Genomic DNA, 16,346 nt, shown 5'->3' on the forward strand with positions numbered 1-16,346 from the left:
AATTCCACTTTTCTCTCCTGCACTCAAGTTTAACAGTTTCCAATGACCCTCCACGGTTGAGCCGTGGGCTTTCACATCAGACTTATTAAACCACCTGCGCGCGCTTTACGCCCAATAATTCCGGACAACGCTTGCCACCTACGTATTACCGCGGCTGCTGGCACGTAGTTAGCCGTGGCTTTCTGGTTAGGTACCGTCTCTACTGTGTATAGTTACTACACAATCATTCTTCCCTAACAACAGAGCTTTACGAACCGAAATCCTTCTTCACTCACGCGGCGTTGCTCCGTCAGGCTTTCGCCCATTGCGGAAGATTCCCTACTGCTGCCTCCCGTAGGAGTCTGGGCCGTGTCTCAGTCCCAGTGTGGCCGATCACCCTCTCAGGTCGGCTATGCATCGTCGCCTTGGTAGGCCTTTACCCCACCAACTAGCTAATGCACCGCAAAGCCATCTCATAGTGTTAGCAAAACCAACTTTTAAACATCAACCATGCAGTTAATGCTGTTATCCGGTATTAGCTATCGTTTCCAATAGTTGTCCCAGTCTATGAGGCAGGTTCTTTACGTGTTACTCACCCGTTCGCCGCTAAGTTTTTCCGGTGCAAGCACCAGAAAAACTTCGCTCGACTTGCATGTATTAGGCACGCCGCCAGCGTTCGTCCTGAGCCAGGATCAAACTCTCCAAATAAATTTGTTAGCTTGATTAGCTCATTAAAAAGTTTTATAGTTTCTTTTTAAAACTGTCCTTTTTTGGAATTAACGTTGACTTAATTCGTTTAGTTTTCAATGTTCAAATCATTGCGATTAACAACTTTTATATTTTAACATTTTTAAATTTCTTTGTCAAGCTTTTTTAAAAACTTTTTTAAAAATGTTTTTTTATCTTCTTCAGAAGACTTTTATTATTCTATCATTTCTTCGAATCTTTGTCAAGAAGTTTTTTTATATTTTTTAAAAACTCTTGAATCGTTTACTTCGTTGAAATAATTGAATTTGTCTTTCTTCAAGACTTTTATAAGTTTATCATTTCTTTCATATTTTGTCAAGAACTTTTTTATAATTTCTTAACATTTAATATTTTGAAGTGTTTAATCGTTCGTCTTCTTCTCGAGAAGACTTTTACTATTCTATCATCTGTTTTATAACTTGTCAATAGTTTTTTTATATTTTTGCAAAACTATTTTAATAGTTTATTTCGATGAAGTTGTCTTTATAAGACAGTAATTATTTTAGCATTTCTATTATCTTTTGTCAAGGTTTTTCTTAACATTACTTCTTTAGAAATTCTCAATTGTTCGTCTTCTCTATCAGAAGACTTTTATTATTCTATCATCACTTTCATATTATGTCAACAAAATTTTTAATTTATTTTCATTTTATTTTTCCAAACCATCTAATACGCTAATTATACCTTTATATAATAAGAAAGAGAGAATAGTTTCCTATCCTCTCCTTCTATTATTTCTACTATATATCGTAAAAATCAAACACAGTAACTGGTAAGTTTCTCTTATGTTCTGATTTTAAATAATGTCCTTCTATTATTTCTTTTACATTATTAAGAACTTCTTTTCCTTCTAAGTAATCATCTATGTCATTATATGTTACTCCAAGTGCAACTTCATCTTCTAAAGCAGGACGATCTTCTTCTAAATCTGCGGTTGGTTGTTTCAAATATAAGTGTTCTGGACAATCTAACATTTTTAATAATGCTTTCCCTTGTCTTTTATTTAATCTATATAGAGGAACGATATCTGCTCCACCGTCTCCATGTTTTGTAAAGAATCCAGTGATAGCTTCTGCTGCATGGTCAGTACCAACTACTATACCTTTATTCATAGTAGCAATAGAATACTGAGCTTTCATTCTTTCTCGTGCTTTCTCATTACCTTTCGCAAAATCAGTAATTTCCACACCTGCTACTTTTAAAGAATTTACACTAGCGTCTACTGCGTCTTTTATATTAACAGTAAATACTTTGTCCGGATTAATAAATTTTAATGCGTCGTTACAGTCATCTTCATCAAATTGTTGTCCATACGGTAATCTAACGGCGATAAAGTTATACTCTTCACCTGTCTCTTCCCTCAATTCAGTAATTGCCATTTGACATAGTTTACCGCAAAGCGTAGAATCTTGCCCACCTGATATACCTAATACTAAACTTTTTATAAAGTTATTTTTCTTTATATAATCTTTTAGAAAATTGATTGTTAATCTTATTTCCTCTTCTACATTAATTTCAGGTTTACATCTTAATCTTTTTATTACTTCCTGTTGTAATGTCATATTATCACCTAATTATTTTGATTTTTTTGTTACTCTTTCCAATATTTCTTTTCTATTTTCCCAACATTTAGTACTTAAGTCTACTGGATAGAATTCTGGATTTAGCAAACGAAGATACTCACTCCATAATAATTCTTTATTTTGTTGGAAGTACTTAGCACTTTCTTGTACTGTTGGAACTTCATATACTTGCTTACCATTAACAAAAATATCTTCATGGATATCTATTGCTTTAAAGTTCTCCACTTCCTTAGCTAAATATGTATGAGTTGGATGGAAAAGTTTTATACTCTGTTCTGCATTCACATCTTCATTCTCCAATGCAATGTAATCCCCTGCTGCCATACCTGTGTCTGTATTTATTATTCTATAAACTTTTTTCACACCAGGAACAGTTAATTTTGCAGGATTTTCTGAGACTTTTAGCCTGTCAATCATCTCACCTTTATCATTTTCTAAACATGCAAGTTTATAAACTGCACCTAATGCTGGATTATCAAAAGCAGTTATAAGCTTTGTACCTACACCCCACGCATCAATACATGCACCCTCTTGTTTTAAGTGAGTAATCGTATCTTCATCTAGATCATTTGAAGCTACTATTTTCGCATTAGGATAACCCGCTTCATCTAACATTTTTCTTGCTTCTTTTGATAAATATGCTATATCTCCTGAATCCAATCTAATACCATGGAAATTAATCTCATCTTTTAATTCATTCGCTACTTTAATAGCAGTAGGAATTCCAGAGCGCAATGTATCATAAGTATCAACTAAGAAATAACAATCTTTATGCGCAGCTGCATATTTCTTAAATGCAACTTCTTCATCTTCATAAGCCTGAACAAATGAGTGAGCATGTGTTCCGCTACATGGAATATTAAACAATTTTGCAGCTTTTACGTTACTAGTCGCATCAAACCCACCGATAATAGAAGCTCGCGTCCCCCATACTGCCGCATCAAATTCATGAGCACGACGAGTACCAAATTCCATACAAACTTCACCTGGACATAAGTGCTTAATTCTAGCAGCCTTTGTAGCTATCAGTATTTGATAGTTAACAATATTCAAAATAGCCGTTTCCATTATTTGCGCTTGAATAAGTGGAGCTTCAATTCTCAAGAGTGGCTCATTAGCAAAAATAATTTCTCCCTCTTTTACAGAACGAATATTACCTGTAAATTTCATAGCACTTAGATATTCTAAAAAGTCTTCTTCATATCCTAATTCTCTTAAAAATTCTATATCAGAGTTTGAAAATTCAAATGAATTTACATAATCTATAATTTTGGCTAGTCCAGCAAATACTGCATATCCTCCACCAAAAGGAATTTTTCTAAAATACACATCAAAATATGATTTTCTCTCATGTATTCCGTCTTTAAAATATGCATATCCCATATTAATTTGATAAAGGTCGGTATGCAAAGCATCACCTATATATTTATTCATAATCTCCTCCGATTTATGTATATAATTAAATTTGTTACCTATTATATTATCATTTTAATACCTTTTTAACAAATATTTAAACTTAAGTATAGTAAATTTAATACTAAAATCTCGTTTCGCTATACAGTATCTTTTCTTTTATATTAATCATTTCTTATATTAATAGTCAGAAGTATTTTTTTATAAAGGAAGTGACTCGACAAAATCTCGATTTCGGAGAAAAAAGATTTTGTCGAGTCACACCCGCACAGTTTATTAGATATCTAAAAAGCTTTTATAAAGCGAATCTAGATATCAATAAACCACTGCGTCTATGAGTCCTCATATACACTTTGTTAAAATTTAGGACTTTTGAGTCAGCCTCATCATTATAGAAGTTTTAAAAAAAGAAGCAACAGAATGTTATCCCCTGTTACTTCTCTGATTATTAGTGTTTGAATTTGCGTTGTTAGTTGCTCTTTGAGGTTGATTAACCTCTTGTTTATCATCATCTTCATTTTCTGATGAACTATCTTCTGTTTTTTTATCGCTAGTTTTATTAGTGTTTTGCTTATCTGTAGCTTTCTCTGATCCTTTTTTAGAAGACGATTTTTTATCATCTTTTTTCGCTAGCTCAGGTATTTTACTGTCATCAATTCTACCATTATTATCTTCAGATTTCTCCAAATTCCCATCCATTATAGACTTAATCGTCGCCTGTAAGAAATTCTCTTGTAATGGAATATTAAAAATCAACTCACCTTGATAACTTAACCCATACTCTTGTCTTACCAAGTCTGTTATAAAGTATGGATCTTTTAGCTTATCTATGACCAGTTCATTTACTTTATTCTCTTTGTCAAGATTTTCAATCATCTGATTTTGTTCAGCTAATTGAGCATTGATTTGTTTCTTATCTCGAATATATAAAAATGTTTGCAGTAGAGTTACAGCTAAAGCAAAAGTCATTATAGCTAATATAATAAACTTACGACGTTTTCTGTACTTAGCCTTTGCTTTTAAGACATCTTTTTTAAATTGGCTATTCTGCTCTCTCATCTTTTACTTCTCTTAGTTTCTCCGATAAGATTTTGAACATTTTAGTTGCATCTTCTTTCTTTGTGCTATCTTTTAATTCTAGCACCTCATAAACAACTTCTTTTTTTGCAAAGTAAATAGTGATTTCATCCCCTATTTTCAAAGTACTCGAAGGCTTAGCTTTCTTACCATTAATCGCAATATGACCTTCTGACGATATTTCATTAGCAACTGTTCTTCTCTTTATAATTCTTGATACTTTTAAAAATTTATCCAAACGCATTTAATCACCCCTAAATATTAGTACAATCTATTATCACATATTTAGCCTCTTTTCGCAAATAAAATCTACGGTAATATATGAAATTTTGAAAACTTCTACCAAACAAAACAAAAGATATACAATCGAAATTTTTTTCAACCGTATATCTTATATATTATTAAGCCCAGTTTCCGTCTTTGAAAATCGCTACTTCTTTACCATCTGCTGTATAACCAGTGATATTTGTTGTCGCTTCTCCAATCATAAAGTCAACGTGAACTAAACTATCATTAGCACCAACTTCTGCTAATTGTTCATCAGTCATTTCCGGTCCACCTTGAACACATGTTGGATATGCTTTACCAAGGGCAATATGGCACGCTGCGTTCTCATCAAATAATGTTTCTAAGAATAGAATTTTTGTATTTGAGATTGGTGAATCATAAGGTACTAATGCCATTTCCCCTATTCTTCTTGAGCCTTCATCTGTTTCTAATAAGTTTTTAAGAACATCATAACCACGCTCTGCTCCGAAGTCTACGACTTTACCATCTTCAAATTTTAACCAGAAGTTATCAATTAATACTCCACTGTAGTTTAGAGGTTTAGCATTATAAACAATACCACTTGTCTCATCTTTATGAGGCATTGTAAATACTTCCTCTGTAGGGATATTAGCTACGAAACGAGAAGCTTTTTTAGCATAACTTCCTGCACTTTGCCAAATATGATTTTTAGGTAAACCTACATATAAATCAGTTCCTAAGTCATTTGTGATATGTAATTTAACTAATTCATTTTCGTGTAAGAATTTCGCTTTTTCATCTAAAACTCTAATGTGTTCTTCCCATTCAGCTACAGGGTCATCTCCAGTTGAACGACAAGCACTTAAGATTTGATCCCAGAGTTTTAAATAAGCTTCTTCATCGCTTAATTCAGGATATAATCTCTTCGCCCATCCAACAGTTGAAGCACTGACTACACACCATGGACATTCGTCACTCATAATTGATTTCATGTAGTTACGCATAGCTTTTGAACGACCTACCATAGACGCTTTTAATTTCTCACTATCTACACCTGCTAATCCATCTGGATCATCTCCGATAATAGATAAGAATGCTGCACCTTCATCTAATTCAACTTGATACTTATCAATATACCATTGACCAACCGTACTCAATGACTCTTCACTTTGATATTTTAAATTTAATTTTGTTAATTCTTGATCACGCCACTCTACTGATACTCTTTTTGCTCCTAATTCATAGCAAGCTTCTACAACTTTAGCTACAAACTCACGTGTTTCAGTACTAGCACGAACTAATACCGGTTGACCTTCTTGAACATTTAATCCAACTTTCGCAATAAGTTGAGCATATTTTTTTAATTGTGTATTTAAATCCATTTGATTTTCCTCGACTTCTTCTCTTTATTTGCTAATTATTTCTTTAATTGCACATAATCTATTATATCACTTTTTCTTAGATAATATTAGTAGGGAGTAACTCAAAAATCGTGATTTCGTAGAAATCGATTTTGTCGAGTCACCCCCGCACAGTTTATTAGATATCTAAAAAGCTTTTCTAAAGCGATTTTAGATATCAATAAACCACTGCGTCTATGAGTTTTCATAGGCACCTTGTTAGAATTTAGGACCTTTTTGTCAGCCCTCATAGAAATTAAACTTCTCTAGTTGCTTGTTTTAACCATTCTAACTCATCACCTTCAAAGTGTGGAGCTAATACTTCAAATACTTTCGCATGATATTTATTCAATTCATATTTATCTTCAATTGTAAGCATATCTAGATTAATAGCCTCTAAATCCCATGGTACAAATGTCATCACTTCAAATTCCATAAATTGACCATATTCATTTTTTACTGTTTTTCTAACAATAAGTTCATTCTCTAAACGAATACCATGAGATCCTGAGATGTATAATCCCGGTTCATTAGTAACTACCATACCGTGTTTAAATGGTTCAGCTGCACGATAGATTCCCCAGTGAATACCATGAGGTCCTTCATGAATATTACCTAAGTAACCTACACCATGACCTGTTCCGTGGTTGAAGTTCTCATAATCTTGCCATAATGGAGCACGAGCGAATAAGTCCACATTAGCTCCAGAAACACCTTCCATGAATTTTAATCTTGATAAACGAAGGTGACATTGAAGTACTCGTGTATAATCGTATTTTAATTTATCGCTAACTTCTCCCATCGCTGTAGTACGTGTGATGTCAGTTGAGCCTTCTTCAAAGTGTGCACCAGTATCAGTTAAGAAGAAAGTACCTGTACGTAGCGGAATAGAAGTTTCTTTAGAAGATGAATAGTGCACAATAGCCCCATTTTCACCATGACCGCAAATTGGAGAAAAACTTGGACAGATAAAGCCACCTTGTTCTTTTCTCAATTCTACAAGTTTCGCAGATGCCGAAAGTTCATCTTCTTGTTCACTTGTACCTTGTTTTACCAGTTGTTTTAACCAATAAATAAACTTCGTATGAGCAATACCATCTTTCACATGGGCTTTAATAGTATGCTGTAATTCAACCTCATTTTTTATAGCTTTCATTAAAATTGTCGGGTTACGTCTCTCCACTAGTGTTATCTCTTTTGGAATATTGTTAAACACTGCATAGTTTAAGCACTCTGGATCGACTAGAACTACATCGTTGCCTGAAAATTGTTTCACTTCTTCATAAATATCATTATATGACTTAATGTGTACATTGTGGTCTGCCAAGTGTTTTTTGATTTCATCTGATAGTTTTCTCTCATCTACATATAAGTCAACACTATCTTCATAAACAACTGCATAACTTAATAATACTGGTACATAATCAACATCCATACCGCGAATATTTAATAACCATCCAATATCATCAAGTGTAGTTATAACATGAATATTTGCTCCTACTTCATGCATTTCTTTACGAACTCTCTCAAGCTTACTAGCTACAGATTCTCCAGCTCTTTCTAAACTCATATAAAATGCTGGTTCTTCTGATAGCGCCGGACGATTTTCCCAAATCTCATCAACTAAATCAACATCATATTTTACCGTAGCATTTTTACGTTTTAGTTTAGTAGCTAAGTCTTTTCCTTCACCAAAAGTCACAACGCGCCCATCGAATCCTAATACCCCATCCTCTGGTGTATTTTCAACAACAAACTCCGCGATAGTAGGAACTCCTGGTTCACGCATTTTTTGTAACTCGATACCAGTTCCTTCTAATTGTTTTTCTCCTTGTAAGAAATATCTCCCATCTGTCCATAAACCTGCGAAATCCTTAGTAACAATTAATGTCCCTGCAGAACCAGTAAATCCACTCATAAATGCACGAGCTTTAAAATGTTCTCCTACATATTCACTATTGTGAAAATCCGCTGTTGGAATCATATAGACATCAATTCCATTTCTTTCCATTAATACTCTTAACTTAGAAACTCTTTCTTTTATCTCCATTGTCCTTACTCCTTCGTTATTTCATATATAACTTCTATATGAATTTTCTAACTAATCGTGAAAAACCTCACCGATAAATAATCTTCACAATTATCATACTTATTATTCTATCACATTATAATATGCATTTCACTAGGGAGTGACTTAAAAATCGTGATTTCGGAGAAATCGATTTTGTCGAGTCACCCCCGCACAGTTTATTAGATATCTAAAAAGCTTTTATAAAGCAATTTTAGATATCAATAAACCACTGCGTCTATGAGTTCTCATATACACTTTGTTAAAATTTAGGTCTTTTGGGGCAACCCCCTAGATTTTTAAATTAGTTATTTTTTCAATAAAATATAGACTATAGAATCAACATCTATAGTCTACATACTATTGTTATTATTTTAATAAATCTTTGAAATAATCAGTTGCTTTTACCAACGAATCCACTATCGCCGGTTCTCCTCCTGAGTGACCAGCTACAACAATATCCAATTTACAATTATTTAACTTTTTACTTAATTCATAAGCACCTACAACACGGCAGTCAACATCATAACGACCATGAGTTATTGTTGTAGGAATATCTTTTATAGCATCGATATTATTTAATATCCAATCATCGTCATTCCAGAACATATTATTCATCCAAAAGTGGCATTCAATAGTCGCCATTGAAACTGAATAGTGAATATCACCAAAACTTTGTTCCAAGTTAGGGTCTGGATTAAGTGTAACAAGACTTCCTTCCCACATGCTCCACTCTTTTGCCGCGATTTCTCTTATCTCCCTATATTTACTTGTTAGACGGTTATAATACGCACGAACCATATCACGACGTTCATCTTTAGGTATTATACTTTCATATCTCTCGAATGCTTCTGGGTGTATATTACTCGCACCACCTTTTTCATAAATCCATAATATATCCTCTCTACGTCCTAGGAAAATACCACGTAATACTAAACCTAACACGCGCTCTGGATGTTTAATAGCATAACAAAGTGCTAAGGTAGAACCCCAACTTCCTCCAAATACTAGCCATTTATCAATGTTTAAATCTTCCCTTATTTTCTCCATATCCTCAATAATGTGCCAAGTATCATTATTCTCTAAGCATGCATGGGGCGTAGACTTTCCACTTCCTCTTTGATCAAATAATATAATTCGATAGAATTCTGGATCGAAATATTGTCTACCACTTGCCGATGTTCCACAACCTGGTCCACCATGTAAAAAAACTACCGGAACACCTTGAGGATTCCCACTCTCCTCATAATAAATAGTATGGGTCTCATCGACCTTTAACATTTTAGAGAAATTTTCTTTAATTTCAGGATATAAACTCCTTAATTCCCCCATAATAATACCTCCTGTTGTGTATTTGTTTACAATTTATTTATATCACATAACAGTTTTATTTTTTACTTCTTAAAAATAAATTAATTAGCGATATTTATACTCCTCTTCTATTATATCTCAACCTTTTTTAATATTCAATTACTTTCTTGAAATCTATAATAATCATCTATATAACAATTTTGCAATCGATTAATATTAGTGATATAATTATATTAAAGATTATAAGACAAAAAAGGAGTAGAGAAAAGTGAAACTTTCAAGAACTAACAAAATTTTAGAAAAAATGAAACAACAAGGAATCAACCAAGCTTTAATTAGCGATCCTTATTCAATTTTCTATCTAACTGAATACTTAGAGCATCCAGGTGAAAGATTTTTTGCAGTGCTACTTGATGAAAATGGTGATCACAAACTATTCATCAATGCTCTTTTCCCACTTGAAAAAGATTTAGAATTAGAAAAAATAGTTTATTCTGATACTGATAATCCTATTGAACTGCTAGCAAAAATTATACCAAATGGTTCTGTCGTAGGTATAGATAAAGTTCTTCCTGCTCGATTCCTATTACCTCTTATGAATCATCTACCAGAAAACAAATTTGTAGATGTATCTCAAATCGTCGATCGCGTTCGCATGATTAAAGATGATGAAGAAAAAGAACTTATGCGCCGTGCTTCTATTCTAAACGATACGGCCTGTCAAAGAGTTATAAATAGTATTTCTGAAGGAAAATCAGAAAAAGATGTAGCTAAAGATTTACTTTCTATTCATGAAGAATTAAAAGTCGATGGATTATCATTCGATCCTATTATCGCTTACGGTGCTAACGGAGCTAATCCTCACGGTACTGTAGGAGATAGATATGTAAAACCCGGCGATGCTATAATTATCGATATGGGTGGGATTAAAGACAATTATTGTTCAGATATGACACGTACTGTATTTTGGAAACAGCCAAGCGAAAAAGCACGTGAAGTATTTGAAATAGTATTAGAGGCTCAAAAACGAGGCGTTGCTGCTGTTAAACCAGGAGTTAGATTCTGCGATATAGACGCAGCTTGTCGTGATTACATTACAGAAAAAGGGTATGGAGAATTCTTTACACATCGTACAGGCCATCACATCGGATTAGAATGTCATGAATATGGAGATATTTCTAGCATCAATGAAACTAAATGTGAACCAGGTATGATTTTCTCTATCGAACCAGGCATTTATCTTCCAGGAGAATTCGGTGTTCGTATCGAAGATTTAGTCTTAGTAACGGAAGATGGTTGCGAAGTTTTAAACAAACTTAACAAAGAATTAGTTATTATCGGCGAGTAACTAATTATATTAAATTAAGCTTTTCATAAAACTACTCCTAAGAAAAGAAAAGACGATTGACTTTAATACAATCGTCTTTTTCTTTTATTCAAAATGTTTCTTTAAAAATTCCCCTACGATATTCCAATATTGTTCTCTGAATTTTCTTTCAGCCTGAACATGTTTCATTCCTGGGAAACTGTGAAATTCTTTTTCTGAAGTTATTAGATCATAAGCTGCTTTCCCATGTTCTAATGGAACAAAACCATCTTCTTCACCATGTAGTACTAAGGCCGGAAGTTTAGTTTCTTTCAAGGCTTTTGTTGCATCTACATCACCAAAGAAATATCCAGCTCTTATCTTCGTCACCGTATTTGCCGCCGGAATTACAGGAAAACTCGGTAAATTAAATAATTTTTTCAACTGATATGTGAACTCTACTTTTAAATTCACATAACCACTATCTTCGATAAAAGTTTTTACGTTAGATGGTAAATCCTTACCTACTGCATTCATTACTGTAGCTGCTCCCATACTAATTCCGAATAATGCAGTATCGGCATTGTTATTTTCTGATGATATTTTTTTCACCCAATTAACTAGATCATCAGAGTCATAGCCACCCATAGATATAAAGTCACCTTCACTATTACCGTGAGCTATTAAATCTGGTGCAAAAACACTATAACCCATGTCGTAGAATTTTTTGATATAATTAACCATTTTTTTAGCATCACTAGTGTATCCATGAACTACAAATATCCACTTTTTAGCATTAGGATTGACAAACTTATATCCAACAAGTTTATTTTTAGTAACAGACTCCATCTCAACAGTTTGCTTCGTTTCATCAAACCACTTGTTTAAAGCTGTTTTATCCTCTTTACTCCCATCACTATCTTGATTTACGATAGCACTCTTGTCTACCTTCGGATTCAATCCAAAATTATAAAAATAGTTTCCAACAAAACCAAATACAACAACTAGTAAAATCAACAGAGTCGCTAATATTTTTTTAAAATGTTTTTTCACTTGTCTTTACCTTTCATCTTCAAATTCAATAAAACTATTATACTACCACTTCGAATAAAAGTAAACAAAAAATAACACTAATAGTGACTTAGAATGTCACTATTAGTGTTATTTTTTATTCTATCCCATACTTTTCTTTAATAGCATCTGCCACAATCATCCCCGTGAACCAGGCAACCATAAGATTGTAACCACCGATTTCTCCATGTAAGTCTAGAATTTCTCCTGCAAAGTATAAATTCTCTATTTTTTTATGACTACATGTCTTCGGACTTACTACTTTAAGATCTACTCCACCTGCTGTAGTAAAGGCATATTCTAATGGCATCGTCTTAACATCAACCAACTCATAACGTTTAATTTTTGTTACAAATTTTCTTAACTCTTTTTTACTAACATTTTCTGGGAAATGTTTTTCGATCATAAAGTTATAAAAACTCTTCGGTAATTTTCCATTCAAGAATTTATTATCTTCCCATAGTTTAGCAAAAAGTTCCTCCTCATTAAGGTCAGGATAAAAGTCTAGATAAAATTTATCCTCTGGATAACGAGCTACGAATTCTCCCATTGAAATTGATAACGGCCCACTTAATCCTTTGTGCGTAAATAGAAGATCTCCGCTTCTTTCATTTTTTTTATGGAACATTCTTACATTTTGCAGAGCAACCCCAGATAATTCTCTAAAGTCTTCAAAAACTAAGGCTACTTCACTAGGATATATTTTGGTAATCTTCACACCATGTTTTTTCAGAATTCTATGTAATGAACCATCACTTCCACTCTGAGGATATGTTTTCCCTCCAGCACAGACTACGACATTTTTTCCGTAATACGTATCAACATTAGTCTTTACACCTACTAGCTTATCATCTTCGAATACTAAATCTTCTACTTTCTCTTTATAGTTAATCTTCGCATGGTCTATTTTAAACGCATTAACAACATCTCTAGATTTTTCACTCGCTGGATATAATCTCCTATTTTCTTGCTTTAATTTCAAATTATGCTTATCAAAGAACTTCTTAACATTATATTTATGATATGCACTTCTTAAAAATCTACCATTATGCACTGCTGCGACAAAATCTTCAGCATTATCACTACTCATAACATTACAACGACCATTTCCTGTTAAAAGCAGTTTTATTCCTGCACGTCTATTTTGCTCAAGAACTAGTACTTTTAAACCACTATCATTAAGCCTATCTGCTATCATAAGCCCTGCACTACCAAGCCCTATCACAATCACATCGTATTTCATCTTAAATCTCAACTTTCTCTTAATTTAATCAAATATCATCTAATTATACCACGTAATCCAATACTTTCAAATTTTTCTATGTTAAACATAATTTTATACTACATACTTCCAATTAAAAATTCTAAAATTTTCCTTCCTTCTTATTGGAATTTTTCGCTATTTTGTAATATACTAAAAGGTATGTGTTTAAACAGTGTTCTAATATTAAATTAGTATTGTGCTTTAAACAATTTTAAAATAAAGGATTTTAAATAATGAGATTGAAAAAAATTGGTATTTTGATTTTACTTCTTGTATTTTTAGTTCCAAACTTCTCGAAAGCTGATGATAACTTTCTAGATAACAATGCAGTAACAAATATAAGTGATGTTAATGCGCATCTTGTAGTTTCGGAATTAAACACGGGGAAAATCATTTCTAAACGTGGAGAAAATGAAAAAGTATCTGTAGGTAAATTACCAAACTACCTTGCACTTTACCTACTTACTGACAATTTAAAAAATAAAAAAATAACGTTAGATGAGAAAATTAATATTGCTAGTGGAGATGACATTCTCTCTAAATATAAAATAGAATCGTCAATTACAGTTAAAGATGCAATCTTCCTATTAGAAAATGAAAATTCTAATAGCCTTAATCAAGCTGTATTCACTCACTTTAACGTAACTCTTGATAAAGCTAAAGAAACATTAGCTGCTATGTCACTACATGACACAAAATTAGAATCACTAGATAACAATGGGAATAATACTAGTACTGCAAAGAATATCTCTTACCTTACTAGCTTAATTCTTAAAAATTATCCTGAGATTACAGAAATCACAAAAAATCCAGAACATACTTTAGTATCTAGAGAAAAAATTAACAATAGTGTTGAGTTTAAAGAATCAGATAAGTTTAGAGTTTTAGGTTTAGATTACTCTGACAAAAATAGTGTAACTTACGCGTACAGTGGTAATACTAAATTAATTATCACAGTATTAAACCAAAGCGATGATAAAGCTACTTATTTTGATAAGCTTCAAAAAACTTACGATTATCTATTCTCAAACTATAACTACAAACTAGCCCTTAAAGCAGGAACATATACTATAAACAATGAGCGTATTACTTTCAATGAAGATATTTACGACTTATTCTATGAAAAACATTCGATAAAAGATGTAACATACCTTCTAATGAATAAAAAAATACTTTTATTCCAAAAATATGAAACAATTTCTGCAAATGAAGGAACAGTATTCTCTGATTTTAGTTCTAACGATAATACAGGAAACCTGGCAAAAATCAAATCAAACTTCATCAATGATGATAACTTTGATAAGAAAGATAATTACGAAAAAACTACTATTGTAATAGATCGTACGAAATACTTCGCTACGGGTATACTTGCAATATACACACTTGTTTTCGCAGCACTATACGTTATGAGACAAGTTGTTAGAAAGGATTAAATATGGAGCAAAACAATTTAGTTTTCGAAGTTGATGGTACAATTTATGAGCTTGTTTACAACTTCAAAGATGCCTTTCAAAAAGAAACATTTGAAGAAAAACTTGTAGATGTATTAAAAAATAAACCATATATCGTAGGAGATATTTCTCATGAAAAACTACGACTTACTGGATTCATTTTAACAAAGGATAACAACAATCCTAAGAACATAAACAACCTTGAAGATTACATACTAGAATATTGTAATTTCGGTGCACCATTCTTCGTCGTTAAAAAAAGAAATTCATAAAATAAATACCTAAGATGAGGTCATCCTCACCTTAGGTATTTTTCTATATAAACTTAGCACAAACTGCCTCAGGTACAACTACCTCAGAAGCAACAACAGTTAGTTCACCTGTTTTCTTATTAACAGTGTACACAGTAATTGTTCCACTATTTTCATTTGTCGCAATTGCTAAAGTATTATCTTTTGAAAGGTCAAAATCTCTAGGCCCCTCTCCTTCAGTACTAATAGTTTGAAGCTGTATTAGACCTGATTCTGTATTTTCAAAAATAACTATAGCATCTTGTCCTCTATTAGAAACATAGATAAATCTATTATCATTTGAAATTTTTATCGCACTACCTTTATTTTCTAATGAAAAACCTTCAGGTAGTGTAGGATAATATGTTGGATTTGTTAAGTTCCCTTCTCCATCGTAATTAAAAGCAATTACCTCACTAGTAAGTTCTGTCATAACAAAAGCTTGTTTTTCGTCACTACTAAATACTATGTGGCGAACTCCACTTCCATCTTTAGCTTTAAAAGTAGCTACTTTTTCTAAAACCCCTTCATTAAGCTTATACGATGTAATCTCATCAGTTCCTAAATCACATGAAAAGACATATTTTTCACTTGGGGTAAATCCTGAAAAATGCACATGAGGTTTCTCTTGTCTTTCGTGTACTCCACTTCCTTCATGATGATCTGTTGATAAGAGTTTTACAAGCTCACCATTTTCAACAGAATAACTATCGATCGTACCTAAATGATAGTTCGCTGATAATAAAGTATTTTTCTCTGAGTTTAACTCTACATAACAAGGAGGATTTCCTTCTTGGGCAACTGATGTTAATTCTTTCAAATCACCATTTTCTTCAACTTCAAAGCTTGTAACAGCACCTTTTCCATCTACTTTTGATACACTATATAAATATTTATTATCATTAGACAATGCTAAATACGTTGGATTGTCAACTTTTGCTACATTTCTAACTTCTAGTACTTTTCCTTCTTCAGATAACTCAACTAAATATATTCCTTCACTAGTTGCTTTCGTATATGTTCCAATATATGCTCTTACCATTATTTTTCCTCCTACTTTCTATAAACTTATTATAACATTTTCAAAAAAAATTTAATAAAATTTTCTCTCGCCTATAATTCGTATAAACCAAAATT

Annotated in this window: 13 protein-coding genes and 1 rRNA gene; 3 read left to right on the forward strand and 11 right to left on the reverse strand. The window is 32.6% G+C overall.

Going from position 1 to position 16,346, the window contains the following annotated elements; all coding sequences use genetic code 11:
• The 8 genes from GEMHA0001_RS03745 to pip all read right to left on the reverse strand — a co-directional run.
• Positions 1 to 687, reverse strand: a 16S ribosomal RNA gene (locus GEMHA0001_RS03745); the annotation flags it as partial.
• Positions 688 to 1,466: 779 nt separating this feature from the next.
• Entirely contained in the window at positions 1,467 to 2,288 is an 822-nt protein-coding gene (nadE, locus tag GEMHA0001_RS03750) for an ammonia-dependent NAD(+) synthetase (protein ID WP_003144461.1), read from the reverse strand.
• Positions 2,289 to 2,300: 12 nt separating this feature from the next.
• On the reverse strand, positions 2,301 to 3,743 hold the full coding sequence (locus GEMHA0001_RS03755) for a nicotinate phosphoribosyltransferase (protein ID WP_003144633.1): 1,443 nt from the start codon (positions 3,741 to 3,743) through the stop codon (positions 2,301 to 2,303).
• 402 nt (positions 3,744 to 4,145) lie between these two features.
• Complete coding sequence (locus tag GEMHA0001_RS03760) at positions 4,146 to 4,781, reverse strand: FtsB family cell division protein (protein ID WP_003144525.1); 636 nt, start codon at positions 4,779 to 4,781, stop codon at positions 4,146 to 4,148.
• On the reverse strand, positions 4,765 to 5,043 hold the full coding sequence (locus tag GEMHA0001_RS03765) for an RNA-binding S4 domain-containing protein (RefSeq protein WP_003144620.1): 279 nt from the start codon (positions 5,041 to 5,043) through the stop codon (positions 4,765 to 4,767). Before GEMHA0001_RS03765 ends, GEMHA0001_RS03760 begins: the two co-directional genes overlap by 17 nt.
• 157 nt (positions 5,044 to 5,200) lie before the next feature.
• Positions 5,201 to 6,430, reverse strand: a complete 1,230-nt coding sequence (locus tag GEMHA0001_RS03770; RefSeq protein WP_003144554.1) for an aminopeptidase — start codon at positions 6,428 to 6,430, stop codon at positions 5,201 to 5,203.
• Between the two features lie 274 nt (positions 6,431 to 6,704).
• Positions 6,705 to 8,498, reverse strand: coding sequence for an aminopeptidase P family N-terminal domain-containing protein (locus tag GEMHA0001_RS03775; protein WP_003144606.1), 1,794 nt, complete (start codon positions 8,496 to 8,498; stop codon positions 6,705 to 6,707).
• A 387-nt stretch (positions 8,499 to 8,885) separates the two neighbouring features.
• The gene (gene pip, locus GEMHA0001_RS03780) at positions 8,886 to 9,848 is read right to left on the reverse strand and encodes a prolyl aminopeptidase (protein ID WP_003144535.1); all 963 of its coding nucleotides are present in this window, start codon (positions 9,846 to 9,848) and stop codon (positions 8,886 to 8,888) included.
• Positions 9,849 to 10,095: 247 nt separating this feature from the next.
• Between pip and GEMHA0001_RS03785 the strand changes: the two genes are divergently transcribed.
• A complete protein-coding gene (locus GEMHA0001_RS03785; protein ID WP_003144572.1) occupies positions 10,096 to 11,175 on the forward strand; it encodes a M24 family metallopeptidase in 1,080 nt (359 codons plus the stop codon).
• Between the two features lie 84 nt (positions 11,176 to 11,259).
• Here the strand turns inward: GEMHA0001_RS03785 and GEMHA0001_RS03790 are convergent, their stop codons facing one another.
• Both GEMHA0001_RS03790 and GEMHA0001_RS03795 read right to left on the reverse strand, forming a co-directional pair.
• Positions 11,260 to 12,150, reverse strand: coding sequence for an alpha/beta hydrolase (locus GEMHA0001_RS03790; protein WP_248657380.1), 891 nt, complete (start codon positions 12,148 to 12,150; stop codon positions 11,260 to 11,262).
• A gap of 151 nt (positions 12,151 to 12,301) precedes the next feature.
• Positions 12,302 to 13,447 carry a BaiN/RdsA family NAD(P)/FAD-dependent oxidoreductase gene (locus tag GEMHA0001_RS03795; protein WP_003144503.1) on the reverse strand — a complete coding sequence of 382 codons (1,146 nt, stop codon included), beginning with the start codon at positions 13,445 to 13,447 and terminating at the stop codon, positions 12,302 to 12,304.
• Positions 13,448 to 13,701: 254 nt separating this feature from the next.
• Between GEMHA0001_RS03795 and GEMHA0001_RS03800 the strand changes: the two genes are divergently transcribed.
• Positions 13,702 to 14,901 carry a D-alanyl-D-alanine carboxypeptidase family protein gene (locus GEMHA0001_RS03800; protein WP_003144470.1) on the forward strand — a complete coding sequence of 400 codons (1,200 nt, stop codon included), beginning with the start codon at positions 13,702 to 13,704 and terminating at the stop codon, positions 14,899 to 14,901.
• Positions 14,902 to 14,903: 2 nt separating this feature from the next.
• The gene (locus GEMHA0001_RS03805) at positions 14,904 to 15,191 is read left to right on the forward strand and encodes a YutD-like domain-containing protein (protein ID WP_003144636.1); all 288 of its coding nucleotides are present in this window, start codon (positions 14,904 to 14,906) and stop codon (positions 15,189 to 15,191) included.
• Between the two features lie 43 nt (positions 15,192 to 15,234).
• On the opposite strand, the gene GEMHA0001_RS03810 is transcribed toward GEMHA0001_RS03805, so the two are convergent.
• Positions 15,235 to 16,251 carry a lactonase family protein gene (locus tag GEMHA0001_RS03810; RefSeq protein ID WP_003144573.1) on the reverse strand — a complete coding sequence of 339 codons (1,017 nt, stop codon included), beginning with the start codon at positions 16,249 to 16,251 and terminating at the stop codon, positions 15,235 to 15,237.
• Positions 16,252 to 16,346 lie beyond the last annotated feature (95 nt).

This window comes from Gemella haemolysans ATCC 10379, from assembly GCF_000173915.1.
Classification (GTDB): Bacteria; Bacillota; Bacilli; order Staphylococcales; family Gemellaceae; genus Gemella; species Gemella haemolysans.

What these genes read in the sequence shown, in the direction of transcription:
- GEMHA0001_RS03770 (WP_003144554.1), bottom strand. Translation starts at nt 6,430, where the DNA reads ATGGATTTAAATACACAATTAAAAAAATATGCTCAACTTATTGCGAAA.
- GEMHA0001_RS03795 (WP_003144503.1), bottom strand. Translation starts at nt 13,447, where the DNA reads ATGAAATACGATGTGATTGTGATAGGGCTTGGTAGTGCAGGGCTTATG.
- GEMHA0001_RS03810 (WP_003144573.1), bottom strand. Translation starts at nt 16,251, where the DNA reads ATGGTAAGAGCATATATTGGAACATATACGAAAGCAACTAGTGAAGGA.
- GEMHA0001_RS03805 (WP_003144636.1), top strand. Translation starts at nt 14,904, where the DNA reads ATGGAGCAAAACAATTTAGTTTTCGAAGTTGATGGTACAATTTATGAG.
- GEMHA0001_RS03760 (WP_003144525.1), bottom strand. Translation starts at nt 4,781, where the DNA reads ATGAGAGAGCAGAATAGCCAATTTAAAAAAGATGTCTTAAAAGCAAAG.
- GEMHA0001_RS03775 (WP_003144606.1), bottom strand. Translation starts at nt 8,498, where the DNA reads ATGGAGATAAAAGAAAGAGTTTCTAAGTTAAGAGTATTAATGGAAAGA.
- nadE (WP_003144461.1), bottom strand. Translation starts at nt 2,288, where the DNA reads ATGACATTACAACAGGAAGTAATAAAAAGATTAAGATGTAAACCTGAA.
- GEMHA0001_RS03800 (WP_003144470.1), top strand. Translation starts at nt 13,702, where the DNA reads ATGAGATTGAAAAAAATTGGTATTTTGATTTTACTTCTTGTATTTTTA.
- pip (WP_003144535.1), bottom strand. Translation starts at nt 9,848, where the DNA reads ATGGGGGAATTAAGGAGTTTATATCCTGAAATTAAAGAAAATTTCTCT.
- GEMHA0001_RS03765 (WP_003144620.1), bottom strand. Translation starts at nt 5,043, where the DNA reads ATGCGTTTGGATAAATTTTTAAAAGTATCAAGAATTATAAAGAGAAGA.
- GEMHA0001_RS03755 (WP_003144633.1), bottom strand. Translation starts at nt 3,743, where the DNA reads ATGAATAAATATATAGGTGATGCTTTGCATACCGACCTTTATCAAATT.